This window comes from Haloarcula sp. CBA1131, from assembly GCF_008728975.1.
GTDB classification, from domain to species: domain Archaea; phylum Halobacteriota; class Halobacteria; order Halobacteriales; family Haloarculaceae; genus Haloarcula; species Haloarcula hispanica.
In genome coordinates this window covers 26,376-49,288 of sequence record NZ_RPCY01000003.1, presented here as the reverse complement: position 1 = coordinate 49,288, position 22,913 = coordinate 26,376, and the positions used below count along the sequence as shown (strand labels likewise).

The 22,913-nt window shown below is 54.1% G+C and carries 20 protein-coding genes and 1 pseudogene; 13 read left to right on the top strand and 8 right to left on the bottom strand.

Going from position 1 to position 22,913, the window contains the following annotated elements:
- Positions 1-2 precede the first annotated feature (2 nt).
- Genes Har1131_RS17420 through Har1131_RS17410 form a run of 3 tightly spaced genes read right to left on the bottom strand, consistent with a single transcriptional unit; the run spans position 3 to position 3,359 of the window.
- Positions 3-839: a hypothetical protein gene (locus Har1131_RS17420; RefSeq protein WP_151147724.1), complete on the bottom strand. Its 837-nt coding sequence runs from the start codon at positions 837-839 to the stop codon at positions 3-5.
- Positions 836-2,896 (bottom strand): hypothetical protein, encoded by a 2,061-nt coding sequence (locus Har1131_RS17415; protein ID WP_151147721.1) that lies wholly within the window; start codon positions 2,894-2,896, stop codon positions 836-838. The genes Har1131_RS17420 and Har1131_RS17415 overlap by 4 nt, the downstream gene beginning before the upstream one ends.
- Before the next feature lie 7 nt (positions 2,897-2,903).
- On the bottom strand, positions 2,904-3,359 hold the full coding sequence (locus Har1131_RS17410) for a pilin (RefSeq protein ID WP_151147717.1): 456 nt from the start codon (positions 3,357-3,359) through the stop codon (positions 2,904-2,906).
- A 551-nt stretch (positions 3,360-3,910) separates the two neighbouring features.
- On the opposite strand from Har1131_RS17410, the gene Har1131_RS21885 reads away from it, so the two are divergent.
- Positions 3,911-4,438: a hypothetical protein gene (locus Har1131_RS21885; protein ID WP_191907506.1), complete on the top strand. Its 528-nt coding sequence runs from the start codon at positions 3,911-3,913 to the stop codon at positions 4,436-4,438.
- A gap of 286 nt (positions 4,439-4,724) precedes the next feature.
- On the opposite strand, the gene Har1131_RS17400 is transcribed toward Har1131_RS21885, so the two are convergent.
- Positions 4,725-6,071 carry an orc1/cdc6 family replication initiation protein gene (locus tag Har1131_RS17400; protein ID WP_151147714.1) on the bottom strand — a complete coding sequence of 449 codons (1,347 nt, stop codon included), beginning with the start codon at positions 6,069-6,071 and terminating at the stop codon, positions 4,725-4,727.
- Between the two features lie 594 nt (positions 6,072-6,665).
- Entirely contained in the window at positions 6,666-6,935 is a 270-nt protein-coding gene (locus Har1131_RS21880; RefSeq protein ID WP_191907499.1) for a hypothetical protein, read from the bottom strand.
- 155 nt (positions 6,936-7,090) lie between these two features.
- Here Har1131_RS21880 and Har1131_RS17390 point away from each other — a divergent pair, with 155 nt between their 5' ends.
- The 4 genes from Har1131_RS17390 to Har1131_RS17375 all read left to right on the top strand — a co-directional run bounded on the left by Har1131_RS17390 (position 7,091) and on the right by Har1131_RS17375 (position 11,654).
- On the top strand, positions 7,091-7,273 hold the full coding sequence (locus tag Har1131_RS17390; protein WP_050038616.1) for a hypothetical protein: 183 nt from the start codon (positions 7,091-7,093) through the stop codon (positions 7,271-7,273).
- A 663-nt stretch (positions 7,274-7,936) separates the two neighbouring features.
- Positions 7,937-9,937 (top strand): hypothetical protein, encoded by a 2,001-nt coding sequence (locus tag Har1131_RS17385; RefSeq protein ID WP_191907498.1) that lies wholly within the window; start codon positions 7,937-7,939, stop codon positions 9,935-9,937.
- Positions 9,937-10,941: a hypothetical protein gene (locus Har1131_RS17380; RefSeq protein ID WP_151147708.1), complete on the top strand. Its 1,005-nt coding sequence runs from the start codon at positions 9,937-9,939 to the stop codon at positions 10,939-10,941. The genes Har1131_RS17385 and Har1131_RS17380 overlap by 1 nt, the downstream gene beginning before the upstream one ends.
- Entirely contained in the window at positions 10,938-11,654 is a 717-nt protein-coding gene (locus Har1131_RS17375) for a DUF6339 family protein (protein ID WP_151147705.1), read from the top strand. Before Har1131_RS17380 ends, Har1131_RS17375 begins: the two co-directional genes overlap by 4 nt.
- Before the next feature lie 123 nt (positions 11,655-11,777).
- On the opposite strand, the gene Har1131_RS17370 is transcribed toward Har1131_RS17375, so the two are convergent.
- On the bottom strand, positions 11,778-12,869 hold the full coding sequence (locus Har1131_RS17370; RefSeq protein ID WP_151147702.1) for a DNA cytosine methyltransferase: 1,092 nt from the start codon (positions 12,867-12,869) through the stop codon (positions 11,778-11,780).
- Between the two features lie 485 nt (positions 12,870-13,354).
- Here Har1131_RS17370 and Har1131_RS17365 point away from each other — a divergent pair, with 485 nt between their 5' ends.
- Positions 13,355-13,843, top strand: coding sequence for a hypothetical protein (locus Har1131_RS17365; RefSeq protein ID WP_151147699.1), 489 nt, complete (start codon positions 13,355-13,357; stop codon positions 13,841-13,843).
- Between the two features lie 141 nt (positions 13,844-13,984).
- Here the strand turns inward: Har1131_RS17365 and Har1131_RS17360 are convergent, their stop codons facing one another.
- On the bottom strand, positions 13,985-14,629 hold the full coding sequence (locus Har1131_RS17360; RefSeq protein WP_151147696.1) for a hypothetical protein: 645 nt from the start codon (positions 14,627-14,629) through the stop codon (positions 13,985-13,987).
- Positions 14,630-14,929: 300 nt separating this feature from the next.
- On the opposite strand from Har1131_RS17360, the gene Har1131_RS17355 reads away from it, so the two are divergent.
- Positions 14,930-15,712 carry an HNH endonuclease gene (locus Har1131_RS17355; protein WP_151147693.1) on the top strand — a complete coding sequence of 261 codons (783 nt, stop codon included), beginning with the start codon at positions 14,930-14,932 and terminating at the stop codon, positions 15,710-15,712.
- Between the two features lie 43 nt (positions 15,713-15,755).
- On the opposite strand, the gene Har1131_RS17350 is transcribed toward Har1131_RS17355, so the two are convergent.
- Positions 15,756-16,868 (bottom strand): DNA cytosine methyltransferase, encoded by a 1,113-nt coding sequence (locus Har1131_RS17350; RefSeq protein ID WP_151147690.1) that lies wholly within the window; start codon positions 16,866-16,868, stop codon positions 15,756-15,758.
- Between the two features lie 85 nt (positions 16,869-16,953).
- Here Har1131_RS17350 and Har1131_RS17345 point away from each other — a divergent pair, with 85 nt between their 5' ends.
- The 6 genes and pseudogenes from Har1131_RS17345 to Har1131_RS17320 all read left to right on the top strand — a co-directional run.
- Positions 16,954-17,307 carry a hypothetical protein gene (locus Har1131_RS17345; RefSeq protein WP_151147687.1) on the top strand — a complete coding sequence of 118 codons (354 nt, stop codon included), beginning with the start codon at positions 16,954-16,956 and terminating at the stop codon, positions 17,305-17,307.
- 436 nt (positions 17,308-17,743) lie between these two features.
- Positions 17,744-19,654 carry a hypothetical protein gene (locus Har1131_RS17340; RefSeq protein ID WP_151147684.1) on the top strand — a complete coding sequence of 637 codons (1,911 nt, stop codon included), beginning with the start codon at positions 17,744-17,746 and terminating at the stop codon, positions 19,652-19,654.
- Positions 19,651-20,676 (top strand): hypothetical protein, encoded by a 1,026-nt coding sequence (locus Har1131_RS17335; RefSeq protein WP_151147681.1) that lies wholly within the window; start codon positions 19,651-19,653, stop codon positions 20,674-20,676. The genes Har1131_RS17340 and Har1131_RS17335 overlap by 4 nt, the downstream gene beginning before the upstream one ends.
- Before the next feature lies 1 nt (position 20,677).
- A complete protein-coding gene (locus Har1131_RS17330) occupies positions 20,678-21,370 on the top strand; it encodes a DUF6339 family protein (RefSeq protein ID WP_151147678.1) in 693 nt (230 codons plus the stop codon).
- Between the two features lie 210 nt (positions 21,371-21,580).
- Positions 21,581-21,937 carry a hypothetical protein gene (locus tag Har1131_RS17325; protein ID WP_151147675.1) on the top strand — a complete coding sequence of 119 codons (357 nt, stop codon included), beginning with the start codon at positions 21,581-21,583 and terminating at the stop codon, positions 21,935-21,937.
- 333 nt (positions 21,938-22,270) lie between these two features.
- Positions 22,271-22,699 (top strand): annotated as a pseudogene (locus Har1131_RS17320) (transposase); the annotation flags it as partial.
- Positions 22,700-22,913: the final 214 nt, after the last annotated feature.

The following is a 22,913-nucleotide window of genomic DNA, read 5'->3' as shown; positions in this document are numbered from 1 at the left end:
TGCTATGTCTCTGTCTCCGCTGGGGTTGCAGTGATTTCTTCTGGCTCACCGGCCAGAGATCGTTTGCAGCCGCTTGTGTCGTCATATCTGATGGGCAGGCTGACTGTAACTGAGTCGCTCCAGAGAAAATTGACAGTCAGTGCTTGATCGATCTCAACTATTTCACCTCTCTCATCAACTCTCCTACAATTACCTCCATGGTCTTCAAGAAGGAAATCAAATTTAACCACAGCGGTTTCGCTGGGCTTCACTGGAACGAAGCGATTGCTTTTCTCCTCACCATTCAGTAGTGTCTGAGATGCTGCATCTGTGCGTTTCCCCACGTTCCGCACAACCACCGCCAAGCTACCATCGACGAAGTCTGGATGTTCAGCCCCAGGGATAACCTCTTCAAACTCAAACGTGGTGCCCAGTTCGAGTGGGAGTTTAGTTTCGACGTTGTCACCACGGAGATAGAGCGTGTGCTGGCCCCGAGGCAGTGGTTCATTCGAGTCCTCGCCCTCTGTTAGCGAAAGGCGTGTCCGGGTTTCACCGGGGCTGAAATAGTCGCTGACGAACTCTCGACCGGACTCTGTGATGATGCTAACCGATGACGGCTCGATCTCATCGGTTACAGCCACTTCCAGAGCCAACTGGCGGCCGTTCTCGACAATCTCAATCGATGTCTCTTCGATGTAGTCGGACTGCTCTTCTGGCGGGCCGGCGCTTCCGTCACCTCCGTCACTGCTATCAGACAGCCCGCCACTGCATCCTGCAAGCGCGGCAAGACCCCCGCTAAGGAGTCCAAGCGCTGTTCTGCGGTCGATACTGCTATTTCGTGGTATATTCTTGTGTGTCATGGATTATACCAACCAACAAATTTGCCTCTCGTCCAGACGTCGTAGCCATACAGCGCCAGCACAGCCGGCAACACCGTCAGGAGCGTCACCACAGCGAGGTCGATGAACTCCGCAAGGTCTGGGAGGTTCACTTCGTAGGCGACCCGCTCTTGGGTGTCTCGCACTGGGACAGCACGCCCTTGCTCCCACCAGATCTGAGCCGGGCGATACGTGACTATCGCTGAGGAGACTTCGCCCTGGTCGACGGTGACCGTAATCTCATCATCACCAGACAGTGACTGTTTGACCCGGGACTGCCCCGTTGCGACAGTAACGTTCCCTGCCGCAATCGGGAAGCCAGCCGTCGGTTCGACCCGGACCAGCAGGTCCGTCGAGTTGTCGGTCGAGTTGACGACCTCAGAGGTGATATTGACCTCGCGGATTAGCGTCGGGTTCGTCGAGTCCGCTGGCTGTTCGATGCTGTTCCCACGGACGAGTCCGTTGATTTCGAAGTTCTCCGTCCGGAGTTGTTCCGCACTCCGTATCGTGAACCGATCTGCCGTCGTGAACGTCTCCGAACGGTTGATCCGAATCTCCGGCGGGAGCGTCGTCCTATTGGTCGCGTTTGCCGTCGTGTTCACAGTCGCATTTGCCGGATACGCCGCTTCGAGCGACGGCACGAACCGCCAGCCGTCGGAACTCTCATTTTGGACGCGGTTGACCGTGACTGCTGGACCTTCCGTCGTCCGGACAGCGTGGGTTTCGAGCGGTCGTACTGGCGTGGTCGTGTTCTCCGACCAGTTTTCCCACCCGGGCGGTGAGCGAGTATAGAACCGCCACTTGCTCTGGACTTCGTATCCGCCATCGAACTGGACGCTCTGCCAGCTGCCGGGGATTACAGTCCCGATCCGATAGTCGTCGGTCGTGGCCCCTCTGCCGTTGGGGACGACGCCGGGCTCGACAACCATCTCCCGCTCGGAGAGATTCTCTACTCGGACTATCCGCGAGTCCGTGACCGTCAGTTCGTACTCGTCAATCTCGTCATCATCAATCTCCGAGATATTCGTCGAGATCGTGGTGACCAACTGGAGTTCCGTGGTCCCGTTGATCTCCGTGTAGTTGAGCGTGGGCTGGGCGGCAGTGCTGTTGTCCATCGCAGTGCCGTTGGCGTACAGCGTCGTGTTCGTCGACGTATTCAGGACGCGGAAGTCGTCCTCGAAGAACTCCGAGATGTACACCCGGTAGTCGTGGATGGCACGCACGGTTCCGTTCGGACGGACCAGACGCTCCGTGCCTCCCTCTTGATGGACGACCGTCGATGGCTCGATGCTGAAGAACGCGACGTAGGCGTCACGAATCCAGATGCCAGAGCGAGTGTCCGTGACGTTCACTGGGTGCGAGGCGTTCTCGATGCCAGTCCGGAACGAGTCGTGTTCGGGCCGGTTCCACAGTGTTGTGTTCGAGGGCTCGCGAGACGCCATATCTCCCGTGCAAGAGGGCAGGACGGCCAGCGTGCCGTTCTCAGCCTCGGCCCGGTCAGCCCGTGTGAGGTTCGGATGGTCAGGGTCGCCAGACCACAGCGCCCGGAAGAAGGTGTGGTTGTGGTTGTAGGACCTGTTCGGAGGCACAACGCCTGCTGTCGCGTTTTCTCCCACTGACGCATTGGCCGGCGGGTCCGAGGCCTTCTCGTAGCACGAGACTTTCGCGCTGAGGTTCTGCCTTGCTCCGAGTTCGACGGACCTGTTTGCTTCTGTTTGGTTCCCTGCTGGCCCTCGGTCGATGGACTCGTTACCTTCGGTTCCGTTGGCTGCTGTCTCGTTGCCTGCTGGGTCTTGGACGCTGGATTCGTTGTTTTCGGTGCGATTCGTCTGTGTTCCCTCGTTGCTGGAGCCATTCGGCGCGGTGGCGTTTTGTTGGAGTACCCCCACGCCACCGTGACTCGCGTCGGGAAGGGAGTGTGCCGTCCCCCGCTCAATTTGGGCTGGGTTGCCACCAGCGGACGCCGGCCCCGCAGCTGCGGCTGTCGAGAGCAGCGAGCAAAGGGCCGCGATCATCAGCAGTGAGCGGAGTGATGGCATCGTATCTTCAGAATGGCGTCACGCAGTCCGAGAAGCCAAAGCCGACGTTGTCCCCGAACTTCGTGATGAGTTCTGGAGCCACGATTGCCAGCACGACGACGCCGAGGCCAACCAGCGAGAGGATGAGGTCCCGGCGGGCCTCGTTTTGCTGGTTCGGGTTGCCAGAGGCGCGCATATACGACAGGCCACTGCGACCGACGAACACCATCGTCGCTGGCAGGCCAAGACCAGCCAGTGCGCCAAAGACGACGTTGACGCCGTCCTCGACAGCAGTGTCACAGTAAATGTTCCCGACGTCGGTCTGGCCCATCGCCGAGCCAGCAAACAGCGTGAGGATCAACAGCAGTTGGGTCGCCTGTCGCACGCCGGGCGTGAGCCACGCGTCAGCAAACCGCCGCTTCGCGTGCGTGTAGAGTGTTGGTTGTGTGTTCGATGCGTTCGATTCGTTGGTTTGCGTTGACATAGATGTCTCTGGTTTTGCGGTCTTGCTTGCCCACCGATTCCCCACAGGTGATCCGCTACCGCTGTTGTGTTACATTTCTTACACAGTTGGTGAATCCTATTCTGAATTCGCCAGCACGTATTGACAGTGGGACTATCAAAAAACTTGTGAACAAGATGAAGGGTTCTAGATTGTGATAAGTAGTCTTACTCGGCAATGCCTTAATTTTCGAACCGCATGAATCCTAATGCTAAGTGGAATACGTATTAGTACATCAACTAGTAGTCTTGTTAACTATTCGTTCAGCCTCAGAAATCCCAGATACTATGTCAGATATTACGGTAATTAAAGAGCTAATATTGACGGTGTCTGGTGGTGATATATTTAGCATAATTGGGCCAGCCAAAGATGACTGCAGTGAAGCCATAGAATCGGATCAATAGAACAGTCATTAGGTTAGTTTCATAGAAAGGCAAAAGCAGGGCAGTAAACGAGCCAGATTGAAATCAGAACTTTAGGTCGTCCATGTCGTGGACCACTCCCATGTCGTCAATGTCGCCGCACACACCCCCATGTCGTCAACTCTGAGCGCCGGTAAACGATACCACAAGAGGAGTAAAACCGAGGAACTGGACCATAGTGAGTACGAAATCAAATCGGACGCGGAAGTGGCTGAAAGCCTCGGTCTGGCGCATCTCCCCGAAGCAGACCAGTCGGACAAGGAGCCAATTCCAGAGCTCGTTGACCGACGCACTGGTGAGGGGCTCGCCGGCTACGAGAAGCGTGTGGGTGAAGAAGCCGACCACGCCCGGTTGGCCAATGAGACACGAGCCATCGTGGAATCCAGCGAGACGACCACGGCGGAGGCGTCCACGGAGGAACCCACCTTCGAGACTACCAAGTACACCGCAGCGTGGGTCACGGACAACAGCCGTCCCGACGAGGTTGACGAGCGGCAGGATGAGCTTCCGGACAACGTCCCGCCGAAAGCCACAGTCACGATCAAAGAGATCAACGACAACCGCTACTATTACTGGCAGTGGCGGGAAGAGGATAAGGTAATCTCCAAATATAAAGGGCCGGTCAACCCGGACGAATAAGACGACAACTGTTGTTATTTCGTCGGATCACACCCCCCGTGTGCGAAGTGAATCCGCCGACGGAGTTGAGGTAGGGCTCCCCGTGTGCGATATGATTTTGGTCGCTTTCCGCGTGGACCCCGTGTGAGAGATGAATTGACTGATGAGTCTAGGGGAGACCCCCCGTGTGCGAAATGAAATCTTGCGTACTGTTGTCATACATACTTAGTCATTCTAATAATACGCTCACCGAGGCCACCCCCTGTGTGCGAAACGAATTTGATGCCGCCGTCGGCGTCTCTTCGTGTTAGTTCCCATCGAAGAAATCGTCTATCTGCGCGTTGACAACAGATTTGACAAGATCTTCCTCGTGTTCAGCACCCTCAAGTCGGAAGTCAGTCTGGAGTGTCTCGGCGACCACTTCCGGATCGTCGACAAATGTGTACTCCTTGTGGACACCACTGCCGTAGCCGCGCCCACGTTTCTCAGACGTGACGAAATTATAGGTTTCAGCCTCATTCATATATCGCAAATAGGAGTCGCGCGATTTTTCAGCAGCATCTAGAATGTCGGTGAGATACTGGTACACTCGGTAGGCAACCGTACTGGGGACGGCATTCAAATTTCGCTGCGAGTAAACAGGAACAATCGCGGTGGCGTAAAGTGAGAGTTTCTTCTGCGTTGATAATCCCTGCATCTGCGTTAGCGTTCGGTCCCGTTCGGCCTCTTTCTGAGCATCGCGAACATGCGCTTCACGGACCGTATCTTCTTCAGCTCGGTCGGCGATTTCACCCGCCTTTCGGAACAGATCGATTGCTTTCCGTGCGTCACCATGATCCTGAGCAGCAAATGCGGCACTGATCGGAATAATTCCGTCCTCAAGGACGTTGTCTTGGTACGCGTCGCGACGGCGTTCGAGAATCGCCTGCAGTTGGTTCGCATCGTAGTCGGGAAAGACGACGTCCTGCGGATTGAACGAACTCTCTGCCCGGCCGTCGAGATCCTCCATGAACCGGGGGTCATTCGTAAGCGCAGCAACGGATACGTGCCCCTCGATGCGACCAAGCTGGGAGGCTCGCGACAGTTGGTAGAGCAGTTTCGAATACGCCGGCTCATCGTTCGGATCACGTTGCCGACCCACTAGGAGGTCGACCTCGTCGAGAATGATGATAACTGAGTCGAAGTTGTTGCTCAAAATCTCGTAGAATCGATCAAGCTTCTGGTCAGTCGAAATCCCACTCTCTGGGACGCCGACGTCGACGCCAGCTTCTTCAGCCGCGTTCTTCACAAGTCGATAGACAGCCCGATCGTGGGATTTGATCGTCTGGCAGTTGATTTTGATGACACCGAACCGATCTCCTTGCGAGGTCGCGAGTTCGAGAACCTGCTGACAGACCGCATTGATGATGAGTGACTTGCCGGTTCCCGACGGCCCATAGAGGAGCATATTGGGTGGTCGATTCCCCTGTAGTGCCGGTCGTAGGTAGGTGATAATGTCGTCCAGTTGGTCATCGCGACCGACAATCCGGTCCTCATCGATGACGGCATCCGGGTCGAGAAGTCCCTTATCTCGAAAGACAGAGTTCTGAACGCCCTCCTGAAGACGGCCTTTAATAGATTGTGAGAGGGATTCTTGATCGTCGCCGTCAGGCATGTTTGCGCAGTTAGGGCGAAACTATAAATAAATATTGATACCGTGTGCGAGATTAAATCATCCGAATTCAAGAGGTAGAGTGCATTTAGGCGAGGGTAGTAGATGAGATTGGGTAACCGCGGGCGAAATCAATTGATCGTAGTCACCCCCCGTGTGCGATATGAAATCCCGAATAATTCATCAAACAGCTGTTGATGTCAAGGCGAGTCAAAAGAACTCGGCGGAGGCACCCCCCGTGTGCAAGATGAAATATCAGACGTAGTCTCGGGCCGGATAGTACCAAGAATATCTCTCGGCTATCCTGAGTGAGATGGGATCTCGTCACTAAGCTACCCCCACACCCCGTGTGCGATATGAATTTAGCGAGAGGGGGAACGGGGATGAATCATCTGAGGAACTTGGTATTCGCCCGGAGAACCCACGAGAAGACACAGGACCGGCAAAGACCGTCAACCCACGAAAAAGCAAAGGAACCATTGAGAGTTGTTATGTCACGAGATATACTATTCCATTTCGACCGACTCTAGTACCAGTACGGATCTAGTTGACAGGGTAGCTATGTAAAGATTTCCATAAGATGTAGTCAGCTTAATATTACTGTCTTTGAGATTCCTTTTCCATGAAATCGCGGATTTCTGGTGTTTCGTTGTCTATCTCTTCGACCACCCCCTCCCACTCTCCTCCCGATTTCATATCGCACACGGGGTGTGGGGGTTCGACCTCGTGAGCCTCAAAATAACCAACAACCCACTCCAAACCACTCTCGTGCTGGTTAAAGACGTAGACGCCGACGAGATTTCGTCGCGAGTCAACAACTCCGGCAACGACGATCCCCATGTCATTGAGCTGCTGGACCACGAGCAATCGGCCTTGGTGAGTTCAGTTCGGGATAGCTGTCGTGGTTCCTCGTCGCTACTCCATCCGTAAGCAATTGCCGAATCAACGAACGATCATTACGGCTTAAATAGCGTCCTCGGCTCCAGGGAGGTTGTATCATCTTCTCTGAAGTGAAGAATATTATGGACATGGCCGATAGGATTGTGTTACTCGGTTTTACGGAGTTGGCTATCGACCTCGTAGAGCCAGCCACGGTCAAGAAGCCGATCGATCACGTATACTGCATCAGTGTGCTCCTCGATATGCTCAGACTCAGCCAGAAGGAACTCATGTGCTTCACTCTTGGGGAGTTCGTCAGTGCCTGAGGCGTACGCCCTCTCCAGTGTCTGGTAGGCACTTTGGATCCAGTCTGGGAATGGGGGTTGACCTGTGTGTTTCATGGGCATAGTCAGTCAACTATATACTGTAATTGAGAGCCTGCAACTTTATTCCCCGGAGGGTTGGATAGGTAACTCTACTTTTGAGACTGAGACACTCTAAGTGTAAGATCTTGATTACAGGGATAATCACGACCAAAATCACCTTAGCACGTTTTGTTCCACTATCTTGGGAACGATTCTGTTTCCGACACCATTTAGCTCAAACCCGGCAGGGCCCATCCACAGTTTGCACGATTATGAGCTAACGGTTTCGCGCTATTCAGTGCCTGTATCGGCTATTTTCTGATTTCGTTGTGGTCCAGAGCCGTGGACTGGTTCTGGAGTTCATTCATACTATGGATGCAGGCCACTGACGTCCCGCCTTCGCTGATGGCCGATACAGGATTCCTAGATCATCCATCATCGATTGCGTGTGTAGCAAATATGCCTGGGAAAGAACCATCTTAGGCCGGAACCGACCGTTTTCTGTTGAGGCATCTCCTGTATCTCAGATATATTCCGATAACCAACGTTTAATAACGTGTTGTCCATCTGTGGAGTATATGTTCCGAATGCCTGCCATCGATACTTCGCTAACTATATCTAAATATGACTGATGTAACATGGAAGTTTCCAGATCAAGCATCGGGGTTAACCGACTATCACTCGATGCCGACGGAGAAAGCGTTAGACAGCGAGCTAGAGACGTTCGTTCGGGAGGTTCTCCAGAACGCGAACGACCAAGGCTTGCCGAACGACGATCCAGTCAAAGTAACGTTCGAATTCAACCGTCTTACTGGAGATGATCTTGATAAATACCTCGAAGCACTCCAATGGACAGGACAGGCGGACCCACCAGCGAACCTAGAGTGGCACGTTGAACGTGCTATCGAAAACGAGCAAGCCAGAGATCCAGGCCTCCGACGTTTCGTCGATAGTTTCGAAGGTGATGAGCTGCTCGTACTCACCGTCCACGACGAGAACACGACCGGTTTGGTCGGAGAAGAAGACGACAGCTCCCAACCGTACGGCGCACTCGTGAAAGACTTCGGGGGTTCGGAGAAATTAGACTCCAGTTCCGGCGGGAGTCACGGGGTCGGTAAGACCGTGTTGTGGGCGTTCTCGAGTATCTCGACGGTGATATTCAATTCCGGTCCACGCGAAATGATCAGCGTGGACGAAGAACCGCCGCGGTTGATCGGTCGGAGCATCCTCCCGGCACACGACCATGAAGATGCAAATCGGACCTACACTAACCACGGCTGGTTCGGATACGCCGACGACTCAGAGATTGACCGTCTGGGCCGGCCCCCTTCTTTCTGGGACGGGGGCAACGCAGTCTCGGAGCTGGCGGATACCTTACAGGTAGATCGACCGAGCAACGAGACCGGTACAAGTATAGGAGTCGTCGGGTTTCGGATCCCGGGCGAAGACATGCATCCCGAACCCGAAGACCTGTCTGAACAGTTCCGTCACGCCGCTGTGAAACACTTCTGGCCGGCCATCTCTCGAGGTGATCTGGACGTTCGAGTCCGTACGCCGGACGGGGACGAGGAAGTCGCGAACTGGGACGACGCTCCAGGTGTACGCCCGTTCGTCGAGTGTTACTCCCAGTTGTTTGAGGTTGAAACTGACGAGTTGGAAGGCCCAGGATCTGTTGCCAAGGCGACCGTCGATATCACTGTCCCAGAAGAGAACGAAGGAGTGTTGGACGCTCCCGACCCAGAGTACGAGACGACCGTCGATCTTCTCATCCGGCAGCTGAACCCGACTGATACGGAAGAATTCGACGAGAGCGACGATCGCGATCTGAGCCGGAACCGGGTCGCGAGACTCAGGGGTGCACAGATGATCGTAGACTACGTGGACAAGAGCAGCGTCGCTGATAGAGGCGACGATTTCGTAGCAGTCCTCGTATGTGGAGAAGCACAGTCACCGAACGGAGACACGCCTACGCCAGAGCAGCGGGCGGTCGAGAAGTTCCTTAAGCGCTCCGAACCGACCCAGCACGACGACTGGCAGGGTAGCAAGAACGACTACCTTAAGAAGCACTATCGCGGTACCATAGTGAAAGAGATCGCAGCGCTGGAAGGAGAACGACTCGAGCGGGCGCTGGCAGAAGTGGTTCAGGAAGACGTCGAATCGGGCGATGGGGTGCCAGACATGGATGATGTCGCTCCAATAATGGGTGGACGGACGAACGACGACGAGAGCAAAGGCGGCGGCCCCGTGATGGACTGGGAAGAGGAACCAGGGACGTGGTTCGACGACGGAAATTGGATGTTCTACGGTAAAGGCGGGCCGATCGACGAAGATCACGGTCCGTGGAGTGTCACGATCACCATCGATCGTTTGGACGTCGATGAGTCGTCTTCGGACTCCATACCGGTCCAATCTGTGAAGCCGCTCTCGCCAGGCGTAGGTATCGTTCAAAATGGCGACTCTGTCACACTAGACGTTGATGAGTCCATCCACGAGATTGAGTTCGAAGGTAGCTCCGAGAAGGTCGTAGACGGTATCGGAGACGTCAGAGAAGCGTTCGAAATCGGAGCGATCACCGAAGCGCGGTTGGACGTCTCGGCCGAGATCGAGACGGAGGACGATTCCTGATGCCCGCGAACACTCGTAGTTCGAAGTCACGCGACGAGTCGATGCCCTACCACTACGCAGACGGATGCCTCCAGTTCGGGATCAACGGCTTCTCATTCGATGGTGGTGACGCCGGGAGTCCGGATTATGACGATAGGACGATCCCTCTGTACGATTACGGAGACTGGTCAGAAGTCACGCTAGAGGGGGACGTGACGATCGGTAATTCTGTCGAGCGTGTCTTCCCCGACGACGAGGGACCACCTTTCCCGGCCGAACTGATCGTGATCGTTGATGCCGAAGAGACGCAGCTCCGTTTCGAAAAGAACGTCGCAGATCCACCTGTCTCAGAGGGGAGTTACGACGTAGAGCTCACGTTAGATAGATCGCTCCTACGTGGAGACGTGGTCATGACACCGCGGTTAGTCAGGACGGAACCGTGTCGGAAAGGACTCCCTTACGCACCGAATGACGGGATGCGTGTGGCAGGTGGTGAGAGCTGGACCGTAGTCGTGGATCATCCCACGAAAGATTCCGATGGGTTTCCATTCGTGTACCGTGACTTCTCACAAGACGGTATGCCCTCGGAAGATCTGGTCCACTCGTTCAGTAAGACCCCGAACCCGAAGATGATGATCAACGACCAGAACGAAAACGTCGTTGACGTCCTCCAGAGCGGTAACACGTACGGGTTCCGACCGAATATGAAACGCCTCCTGAAGGCCGACTTCGGCGTCTCACTCTGGATCCAGCTCGTGGTACTCACCGGGACGACGATCGCCGAAGCAGGTGAGCCGGAGTTCGACTGGCAGGAAGGCGTAGTCGAAGAGATATCCGAATCTGAACTCGGTACACATCTCTTCGACGAGAACGCCGACTACGAGACTGTCGTCTCGGAACTCGGGGATAGAATATCGGATCCATCGAAGCTCCGTGAACTGATAACCGACCTCTGTGAAGCCGTACAACTCTATCAAGGGTACGCCGACGATCTTGACTACTTCATCCAGGAGCACTCACCATGACGACGATCCACGTACTGGCCGACTCGGGCCAAGACCTCGTGAAGTCCCACGATAGCTTCCCAGCAGAGGAGGATTCCGAACCGCCTGCGGACGAACTCGAGAACCACCTCCGCACTCTCGAAGTAGACGAGGCGACCATCGACTACGATCGACTGGACGAGGCGATTGAAGCTTCGATGACCGTCTTCGACCTCGGTAGACGGAGACAACGGACTGCGATGGACTCGAACCTCGCCCCGATAGTCCACCAGTGTATCGACGTGCCACCGAGAGTTGCAGCGGTTCCTGGGATGTGGCACTACTTGACCCTCCTCCGGTACCCTGACTTCATCACGTCCCGATGGAGCCAAGATGACGATCTCCAAGAGAAGTTTCTCGGAACACAGAAGGACCTCTACTCCAATCACCTGGCTCGTCTCTGGTGGGGTGCCCACCTCACCTACGACGAGGAGGCAGATCACTATCTCGCGACCCACCGGCTGTTCAACAAACAGCGCTTGGTGAACTACGTACTCGACAGTTCGTTCCGACGATACCGACCAGCAGCGATCGCGTTCGCCGAAGAACTCTGGGACGAGAGCGGGAAGAATATCACGAGTATCGCCAAGCGGTTCAACAATTCACTCTCGACGACCCAACTTGAAGCACGCTCGAAAGACCAGATCCGTGACCAGCTCGGGAAAATCCGAAACTACGTCGAAAGTACGAATTAAGACTGTCTGAACAACTTGATTCCTTGACCAGCTCATCTGGACGTGGTTTCACCTCTTCCGTCGTGTCAGTTTTGCCCCAGTTGTATTCCTTACGGTAGTTCCCGTGGTCTCGATACTCACGAGCTAATACTCACTTATCATCGCTTGCTTGTCTATCCCCGTAAGGAACTCTCCCACTCGATCACCGATGACCTCTCCCAGTTTCGGTGGTACGGCGTTCCCGATCAGACGTCCGATCTTCGTGATTCCGACTTCTTCAGGGTCTTCGGCGAAGGAGTAGTCCTCGGGGAAGGTCTGTAGCATCGCACCCTCTCGGAGCGAGAGCGCCCGGTCTTGATCGGTGTCGTAGTGGCCGAACCGTCCACTCCCGAGATTGTAGAACTGTGTCGTTATCGTCGGTGCTGGTTCGTCTGCGACCATCCGACCATATACCGATTCGTAACTCTGTCCACTCACCTTCTTGTGGCACTCAAGTATCAGCTCTTCAGGCCAGTCTTGCCAACTCCCTCCTGGCTCAGAGTTCCGGATCCGTTTCAGGTTCGTCTCGGAGAGCTCTCGAGCTGAGTGGAGTGGGTCACTTTCAGACGTCTCACCTGCCTTCAATGGCTCAAGATGACCTATTCGATCTTTGACGGTCGGGTAACTCTTGGGGTTGGGATTGAGTGGTGCGCCGAGGTCCATACATCCCCCCTTCGACGCGAGTACTACCCACCGGCGTCTGGTCTGTGGTATATCGTACTCTGGACAGTAGACTCGTCTGTCATTTTCTGGATTCAGATTGTAACCGAGCTCGTCAAGTTCTTCGATAAATTCGTTGTAGACGTCGGCGTGACGGACTTCGAAGACGTTCTCCATAACTACGAAGTCTGGATCAATCTCTTTGACCAGTTCCAGAAACGCTTCCAGCATACCATACTTCGAGTGCTCAGAGCTGTCAGAACCGTGGGTCAGTGGGGAGAACGGTTGGCACGGTGCACAGCCTGCTAGTAGAGTCGCGTCGGCTTCGGTGTCGAAGTATTCCGCTACCCGCTCTGGTTCGTCTCGGGCGAGTTCGCCGATGTCTTCGAGAAGGAACTCGGCGTCGTTGTTTTGACCGTACGGATACTCACAGTCAGGATCGATATCGATGCCCGCTTCCACAGAGATACCGGCACGCTCCAGTCCGTTAGTGAGCCCGCCGGCGCCGCAGAACAGATCGATAGCAGAGATGTGCATTCGGTCGTTTATATGCTAGGACCTCTCCCGACTAAACATTTTGCTAACGGACACTGCTGCTGCCTCGCCCGGTTTCTGTGGATGTCTTTGAATCCCGAAACTCCCCGAGACACCGGTTTTGACTCGGTCTCGTGGGCCGTCCGATCTGGACGAACTCGTACTCTGCCAGATCGACACCCTTCGTGCTCTTCAATTGGTTGAGAGTCTCCTCGGCCAACGACGCAATCTCGATAGCACACAACGCTCGCTGTATCACAGAGTAACTGTTCGCCAGTTCATCCGGTCTGACGACTACGATTGACTCTGGGGATGCGTCATTGAGTACTAATTCAGCATCTCGGTTGGGCACCGGTCATCCAACGAGGGCTCTTACCGAACTCAGTGAAACAACCATCGAGTTAGTGATATTGTCACCGATTGTCGTGCAAAATATAGAGGGTTTGTCCAGCAAATACATGACAGGTTCAAACATAGTTCTATACACCATGGATCGAACTACTGCAAATGATCTTGTGGATAGAGCATTTGCAAAGGTCCGAAGCGATGAATCGTTCCTATTACAAAATAATGTCCATGAGCGCAGCATTGTTCACAAATTTGCCGCGTATCTCCAACAGGAGTTTGATAACGAGGTAGGTGATGAGGAGGTGGTAGTTGATTGTGAGTATAATCGAGAGAACCACGGAGATACGAAAACCCTCCCCAAACCTCAGGAAGATAACGAGGAAGATCAAATATACCCTGATGTGATTGTACACAAACGGGGTAATCATAGTAAGAATCTCCTCGTGATTGAAGCAAAAAAAGAAACCAACAAAGACAATTTCAAAAGTGACAAAAAGCGGTTACGTATTCTCACTAACGACGGTGACCACAATAAACGCTATAATTATGATCAGGGTGTATTTTTGCTAATTTATGTGAATGACAATTGGGAAAAAGAAATCGAAACCGAATATTATCCAAAGGACTGAAAGAGTAGACAGCACCGAATTAGAGCTTCCAGAGAAACACGTTGTGACCGATACGCGCCTTGTATCTTGCACTGGCCCACACACCAATCTCCCGATAGATTCCACTGTTTCACTGTATTCGGTAAGATCCCCGACGAGTTACTAAGACTCGTAGTACTCACAATAGTCGTTCGCAAAGCACTGTTCACAGAGCGGACTTGGCTGACAGATCGCTGCTGCGAAGTCAAGGAGAGCCAAGTTGTAAGTACGTGGGTCGTCCGTCGGAAGAAGCCGTTCGGCGAAAGCTATCTGCTCTGATGGTGTCTCTGGCCAGTCTGCTCCGAAGACCCGGCTGTATACTCTCTCGACGTTTCTGTCGAGGATCGGCAATCGGTGACCCCGAGAGAAACAGAGCGTCGCATTGGCGACGTAGTGTCCTACGCGCGGGAGTTCAGTGAGTTCTTCGACGGCTTCTGGGAGTTCGCTCATTTCGGCGGCGATACTCTTCAGAGCTTCCGACCTCATGTTGTAGAACCCGAGAGGTTCGATCACAGCTACGATCTCGTCTTTAGTCGCTGAGTCAATCGCGCGGAAGTCCGGGAATCGTTCTAGAAACTCGGGATATACTTCAGCTACGTTTCGTGCGGGCGTCTGTGTTAGGAAGAACTCGGCGACAAACACCTCGTAGAGAGAACGGCCCCTGTCACGCCATGCGAAGTCACGCAAGTTTCCTTCTGCCCACTCCAGTAGTGCAGAGCGAAACTGTTCCTCTCTGGAATGACTCATCATCGTGACGTACTCCCGCATCGGTATTGAACCTCCAGACTGTATCGACTCCGTTTATACAGTGATTAGCAAATTTTGAGTCCAGATCCCTACTTAGCGATCTGTTCCCTTGTTGCGAGGGGGTACTGACTGAGCTGTTTGCAGCGAGAGTTGTTCGGGCACGGCTTGAACGTGATTGTCGCCATGAGAATAGTATGGAATTGCTTGCTCCATCGTGTCCTGGCTAAGAATATAATGATCCGTAATGAAAAATACGTTAGTTAGATTGACAATGGAGGCGTGAGTTCTCTCATTCAGCAGTTGGGTCACCGGAGTGAATCTATGCCAGGAAAACAGTGGGACCGTGATGAATATCTCGTCACACTTGACCTTTACTTGAACCAGGATGATTACCTCGAAGACTCCTCAGACGAAACTGTTCAAAAAATTGCCGCGCTGATCGGCCGTAGTCCAGGGGCAGTCGCAATGCGCCTGGGCAACTATCGGGCTTTGGACCCATCAGGAACGAAAGGGCTTACCAACTACAATGAGGCCTGCTACGAGATCTGGAAAGAGTTCTATGGGAATGAGAACGAACTCGCTTGGGAAGCCAAGCGTGCTCGCGAACGTCTTGAGGGAGGTCACGACGAACCAGACCGGACTGGGGGGGACGTTAACGATGGCAGCCAGGGAGAGATTGAAACTGGAGAGACAATCTCAACTACGACGTCGCGGATCGGACAGTCCGACTTCCGAGCAACGATCCGAGAGCGATACCGCGACGAATGTGTGCTCTGTAATATCTCGGAGGTTGGGCTCCTCCAAGCAGGTCACATCCTTGACTGGAGCGACGACGAAGTGTACCGAGGTAACCCCGCGAACGGGCTCTTGCTCTGCTACAATCACCATCGTGCGTTTGACCTCAATCTCTTTACACTGACTGGTGACGGGGAGTTGGTGGTGAATCCCGATTTTGAGCCTGACGACGAGTTCATGAAGAGAACGCTTCTGGACCGGGCGGGTGAGAAAATCAGCCTGCCTCAAGAGCCGTCCTCCGCCGAGTTCCTGGAAAAGCACAACAAACGCATTCCCTGGTGGCCACCCGAAGAAAGGCCCAACGGTTAGGTGGTTATTACTGAGAGCGTGTGTGTCAACGGGTCTGGTTACGTCAGTCGTCGGCGACCCCGGTGCTCACTGCGGGTACTTCAGCACCCACGTGGGAGAGTATCCCTCTGCCGATGTATTCTCCGAGTAGAGGCGGGACCGCGTTCCCGATCAGCCGTCCCAAGTTCTTCACACCGACATTGTCCCACTCGTCGTAGAAGTCGTAGTCTTCTGGGAACGTCTGTAGTAGTGCCCCCTCTAGAAGCGAGAGTGCTCTGTCTTGATCGGTGTCGTAGTGGCCGAACCGACCGCTCCCGTAGTTGTAGAACTGGGTCGTGATCGTCGGCGCGACTTCGTCTGGTTCCATTCGACTGTACGGAGCCTTGTACGATCGACCACTGGACTTCTTGTGGCAGTCTGCGAGCAAGTGGTCTAGCCCTTCCTCTTCCCAGAGTCGCCAGTCACCACCAGGATCCATGTTCCGGATACGTTCGAGATTCTTGTCGGAGAGAGTTCGCGCTCGATGGAGGCCGTGCTCTGGATGAACCTCTCCAGCCTGGAGTGGCGGGAGGTGCCCGATCGTCTCTCGGACAGTAGGGTACTCGGATTCGTCTTCGTAAAGCCGATCTGGGAGAGATATCGGTCCCTCTTTCGAGGCCATCATCACCCAGCGTTTCCGATTCTGTGGGATCCCGTACTCTGGACAGTAGACTTTCTTGTCTTCGTCGTCGTTCACGTGGTACCCGAGGTCTTCGAGAGTCTGTACGAATTCGTCGTAGACGTCATCCTTTCGAACTTGGAGGACGTTTTCGGTGACAACGACGTCGGGTTCAACGTACTCAACGATTTTCTTGACATCTTTGAGTAGTCCCCACTTCTGGTGGTCCTCATGTGTCTTGTCTTTCGAGTGACCCATCGTCGAGTATGGCTGACACGGTGCACAAGCACCGAGGACGTCGAGGTCAGAGTCCCAAGGGAACATCCTCGCGACACGCTCCGGATCCTGTGAGAGGGGACGTACGTCCGTCTGCCTGTACTCGGCATCGATGTTCTGCTCATACGCGTGATTGCAATGTGGATCTTTGTCAACTCCGACGTTCACCGAGATACCTGCACGCTCCAGGCCATAGCTGAGGCCACCAGCGCCGCAGAAGAGGTCCACCGCGGTAATCTTCATACCATCATTTCCTAGTAGCACATCATAAGTGCTAGTGCACCGGACCGACCGTGGGTTTTTGTGATAGAATTATAATCAGATGTGTATGTCGAACGATTCCGAGCCCACCGAGAGTTACGACGGCTCACTCACAGTTCGTCTCTTGGACGACGACGAGGGAAGAGAAGACGTCCGATGTTCGTCTTACAACGAAGCTATCGGAGTGGTCAGAGACAACCGCTACTCTACGACGGTGATCAAGATAATCGACAGAGACGGAGATGTTGTGTTCGACTCTGTAGATATGGATATCGACAATTGGGAGACCGAGTGGAAACACGCGAAACGCCGGTTGTCGGTCGAAGTAGAAGAACACGATTGCCCGTACGACAACGTCGCGTGTTTCGCTGACGACTTGTGTGTCCAGTGTAAGATGGACAAAGTTCAGAACCAACAGTGAGACGAACACGTGTTCTGGAAGTTGTCCACTTGTCTGCCTAATCCTACTTCCGCGGTTTAGCCGACGCCGTTTTTGGGATCGCTTTCGCGTGATACAGAGGGCGTCTCTCCGCAGCGTCTGTGCCGTTTCAGCGGTTGGATATTCCCACGTCGGTGTGACGGCGAAGCGTGTTGCATCGGTGGGGGTCTGTCCAACTCGTCGATCAAAACCGATAGACTGCGCCGTCCTTCGAGAAAATCGTGCTACCCGTTCAAACTAAACCGCGGAAGTAGGACTAATCAGAAGCATCTGGGATCAACTACCGATATTTGAGTGATTACTACTGTCAGAAGACGAAACGTGATGACTGGCTCGTACGTAGGCAGATGAGGATGGATGAGACCGACACGTTTATCGAGGTCACCCAATACAACGACGATATATCTATTCTAAAATAATGACTCGAAAGCCAAACGACACAACGGGCGAAGCAGAGTGGTTCTTCTTCAGCGGTGGTCCTGGTGCTCCGCGATATGGAGACGATCCGACGAAACACTCCGTTGATCACGACTCTGAGGCCTTCGTCCGAGAGGTGCTACAGAACGCGAACGATCAAGGACTAGACAACGAAGATCCCGTGCGAGTCACCTTTCGGTTCGTCACCTTATCTGGTGAGGACAAAGAGAGATTCCTCGACACTTTAGACTGGGGATCTGGACTCAGGGGTCGCCTGAATGCTGTCTCTCGTGCCAAACACGGGAGAAGGTACGACGACCTCGTAGGCGAGATAGACGACCCCGATTCTGAATTACATCTTCTAATCGTAGAGGACAGGAACACGACGGGGCTCACAGGCACTTGGGAAGAGGATTCTAACTACGCCGCTCTCGTCCGAGACGAGCTGTACAGCAGCAAACAGGACGACACTGCCGGTGGATCCTACGGGCTCGGCAAGTCGGTCCTCTGGACGTTCTCTGGAGCTTCCACGGTTGTATTCAACTCCTATCCGATGGAGTCGTCCGGGAGTACTCAGGGGCCGCGGGTGATCGCGCGGTCGAAATTCCCGACCCACGAACTGCCGGACGACGACACTACGTATCAAGGTGCTGGATGGTTGTGTGAGCCCGTGCAAACGGAAGACGGTGTCCGTCCCATGTCGATACGGGGCGAGAAAGCGGAACAGCTCGCCGAACGACTGCACGTCGGACGCCCAGCCACCAGTGGTACTAGTGCCATGGTCGTCGATTTCCAGGACCCTACTCGAGACGAACGACCTGACATCGAAGACTTGGCGGAAGAGTTCGTTGAGGCTTCGGTCAAGTACTTTTGGCCGGCTATCTTCCGTGACGATCTTGAGGTCACTGTTGAGACTCCGGAGGAGACGTACGAAGCGAAGACGGAGGACGTCCCGTCCATCCGACCGTTTCTCGAGTGTTTCAAGTCTCGATTCACGGAGAACGAGTTGCTCGACAGTCCTGGTGACGTCGCGGGACTCGACATCCCGCTGAACATCCCTCCACGGGCAGACGGTACCGAGACTCCAGATGGCGAAGTCCGACTGGCTGCTCGCTTGGCCTCTCCAGCAGACGACGACACCTACCTCAACAGAGTGGCCCTGTTCAGAGGTGCAGGGATGGTCGTGAAGTACTACGATCAGAGCCGAGTAGCCTTCGGTGACCGGAACTTCCACGCTATACTCGCCAGCGGGGAGGCACGTACCGACTTCCCACCATCCGACCCCGACCAAGAGGTTGATCGGTTCTTACGTTTCGCCGAACCTCCCGAACACGATGAGTGGGAGTCTACCGAGAATCTACGAGAACAGTACCAGCGTGGGTTCAGGACGGCTCTTGAGGACATGTTTGAGACGATGCGTGACGGCCTCCGTCACCTCGCTGCCAAGAGTAACGGAGGCACAGATATCCTCTCTGACAACGTACTGAACCGGTTCCCGATCCACGGAAACGGGGCACCCAGGGCGACGGGTAACTCTGCCCCGTCAGAAGTATTCGACATAGAGAGTTCTTCTCGGTTCGACGGTGAGCGTTGGACATTTTCGGGTCGAATCGAACCGATCGTGGAAAATTTCCAGGGGTGGACTGCCGAGATATCGCTCACGGGTATCGGCGAAGACGGTTCGAGATACGACGAGATCCCCGTCGAATCGATCTCTGTGGACGCCGAAAACGTGACCAAGATTCACGAGAACGGGACAGTTCGGTTAGTGGCAGAGGCGAGTACGGAAAACGCCTCGTTCGAAGGCCACTCTCATGCGACCGACAACGAAGATATGCTGAGCGGAAAAGTCGGTGAGACACAGATCGAGATCAGGGCGGAGATCCAGACCACGGAAGGTGACGAATCTTGACTAAACACACGCAACGTCACAGGAGTACGACCCTCCCGTTTAAATACCGAGACGGTGGCCTTGACTTCGCACTGGAAGAGTACTCCGTAGATGGTTCGAAACCGAAGAGATTAGATCTCAAGGCAGGTCAGACCGAAATCGACTTGACACAGACGCTCCCGTCGCCAGAGGAGAGTGAAGATTGGGGGAAGGTCACCTTGTTCGGACGTTTAGACATCCCGGAGGAGACTGTCGAAGACGTGTTTCCCGAGTCAGAGCGTGATGCGCCACCAGCGAAACTCTACGTCGCGGTGCGTTGCCACGAGACGATCTACCGTGAGAAGGCGATCGTATCTGACGAACCCACCGGCCCTGGTTCGTACAACGCGACGGTGAATATACCGAAGAAGATGGTCAGAGGGACGATCGAACTGCGCCCGTACCTCGTACGAACACGAGATAGATCTACTGATGGACAGTACGCTGGACAGAAGAACTTCAGATTGGCTAGCGGGACAATCTACTCCGTCATCGTAGATCTTCCACCTGGAGAGAAACCGCCAGCGATTGACGGTGAAGAGGTCAGCTTCTCACGCGCGGCTCACCTTCCAGAGGGTGACAAGCTCTACTACCTTGATTTCCGTAACGAGAAACGCCCGAAACTGTGGATAAACTCGGATCACCCTCGTATCACCGATATCCTCCAGAGCCAAGGTTCGGTCGGGGCCGAAGCGCGGATGCGAGACGTGATTCTTGACGAGATCAGTTACGGTGTCTGGTCTCAGCTGATCGTTCGGGCAGCCTGTGCAATTGACGAAGACGGTGACGTTGAACACGAGTGGCAACAGACTGTCGTTGAGACGTTCGCTCGAAACCTCTACGAGGTAGACGACATCTCTGAAGCTGCCCACAAACTGCGAGCGGACGTTGACGACCCTGAGACGTTACCTCACTTGATGGAACGAATCGATCGAGAATTACAGGAGTACATTGACCCGAGAACACAACTCATCAACCTCATGGAAGAAGGACTCCGAATCTGATATGACAGAAGAAAATCAACTATATCGACTAGTCGAAGACGGGCAGCGACTCGTTGGCGAAGAGTTCCTGAAGGGAGAGGCGAAAATCCCCGACGAGGCGTTAGACGAGTACGTTGAACCGATGCCAAGTGGAGCGATGGGCAATCTCCAGACTCTTGACTCAAGTGTCGAGAGAATCTTGAACGAGTATTCTGAAACCGATACTGCGATGGACGGTGCCCTTGCTGAGGACGTCCACCAGTGCTTGGATATCACGCGGCGGACCGCTGGTGATCCTGGTCTGTGGCACTGGATAGCGGTTGATCGGTATCCAGACTTCGTTCGCCATCGCTGGGAGTACCGCTCCGAAGCCGCGATGCGTGAGAAGTTTCTCGGCGCCGGCTCTGATCTCTACTCTAACGCGATCCACCGGCTATGGTGGATCGCCGAACTCACGTCCGATGGAGATGACTACACCCTAACAGAGCAGGTGTTCGCGAACCAGACGATCGTCAACAAGGTTTTTGATCGGTGGTTCGCACGGTATCAGCCAGCTGTCGTCGCTATCTGTGACGAACTTGCTGACGAGAGATCGGGTGTCATTGACGAAGCCACACGACGGTTCAATCACGCCCTGACTAATGTCCAGCTTGAAGCGCTATCCGAAGAGGATGCGCGAAACCTCACGAGACGGGTCATCCAAGACGTCAGGTGATTGCTCAAACGAAGGGTCCGTGAATGTCCCCGTTAGCTGGTGAACTGTCGCTACCCTGCTGGTGACCGGTACTGCATAAAGTGCGGTTTCGAGTTGCAGGAATAGTGGGAGATGCGAGGTGCTGGATTTTCAGATAGATTCTGAATGTGTGAAGATAAGATAGAATAGCCGACAACAATCCATAAGAACATTGGATGTGACGGTAGTCTTATGAGCGCGGAATACGCCGAAGAGGATCTCCCTGAAGAAACAATCGTGATAAACGGACGTAGCTGGCAGCGGGAGCACTTTGATACTGACGGATACCAGTGGGTCCGTGAGTTAGACGACAGTGAGTATGATTGGGATTGTTCCGAGGTTAATCTCGTTGGCACGGACGTACCTATTCAAGTCGTGTCTCTCCAGCACAGAGGTTCTCAGTGGTACGTCGAAGCTGCTGAAACCGCAGGCCCTGACTATCACCGACCTGGTTTTACGGAGTTGATCGGAAGTGAGTATCATACGACTGTTGACGAAGCGGAAGCTGCCTTCGACGAAGTCCGATCGCTCGTTAAACGTCTCTCTTGATCTGATCGCCCGACTCAAAAATTCGCAGACTGAGCGAAAATTCGTTTTCCGTTGATCCTTCGCCTTGAAATATGCCGAGGTACAGCTTATCACTAAGTGAATATAACCGTCTATCGGGTCTTCTTCATCTTCTACATCCTCTGGGTGATCAAAGTACAGATCAAGGTTGATCAAGTACTCGTCCCGTGTCTAGGTGTTCCCGCCCATGATCCGATATAAGGGTGGTAAACAATAAACGTCTCCCGCTCTTGCGTAGGAGATTGTTGATACTGTTGAGCCGTAGCTGTGGAGTCGAAGAGGACAAGGGCACCGCGTCAGCGGTGCCTGACACGAATGATTCCGCTAGATGTGTTTGGGTCGGAATCGGTCGCAGCGGACCTGCTGGAACAGGTTCGCTGGCGTGACGGTGTTACCTGTCCTCGCTGCCGTTCTGACCGGACGGTCAGAAACGGCAGCTACAGAGAGTTTCAACGATATCTCTGTAAGAATTGCGACCGTACGTTCAACGATAAGACTGGCACAATCTTCGCTCATTCGAAGATTGCGCTCCGGCGGTGGCTGTTCTCAATTTATGCGTTTCTCCAGTTTAACACGAGTCTTCGTCAACTACAGTGCGAAATCGAGGTAACACACAAAGCGATACACCGGCGCATCGAGCGCTTCGCCAGAGCGCTCGATGCGCCTTCCCTCGATCTCGTCAGCCCGATCGAAATCGACGAAGTGTACGTCTCTGCCGGGAAGAAAGGCCGCGAGCGCGACCAACTCATGTCCGACCTATTCAAACACAAGGGGCTACGAGCGATTCACTGGATTCGCACCGTTCGAACGAGACGAAGCTTGGTTCGTCACCCACCAGAATGACGCCGTCGATCTCGCCTTCGAGGTCGACAAATATGTGGACGAGGTGTGTCTCTACACTAAAAAGAACAAGCACAGGGACTTCTACAGCCGGACGCAAAAAATCTCAATAAGATCA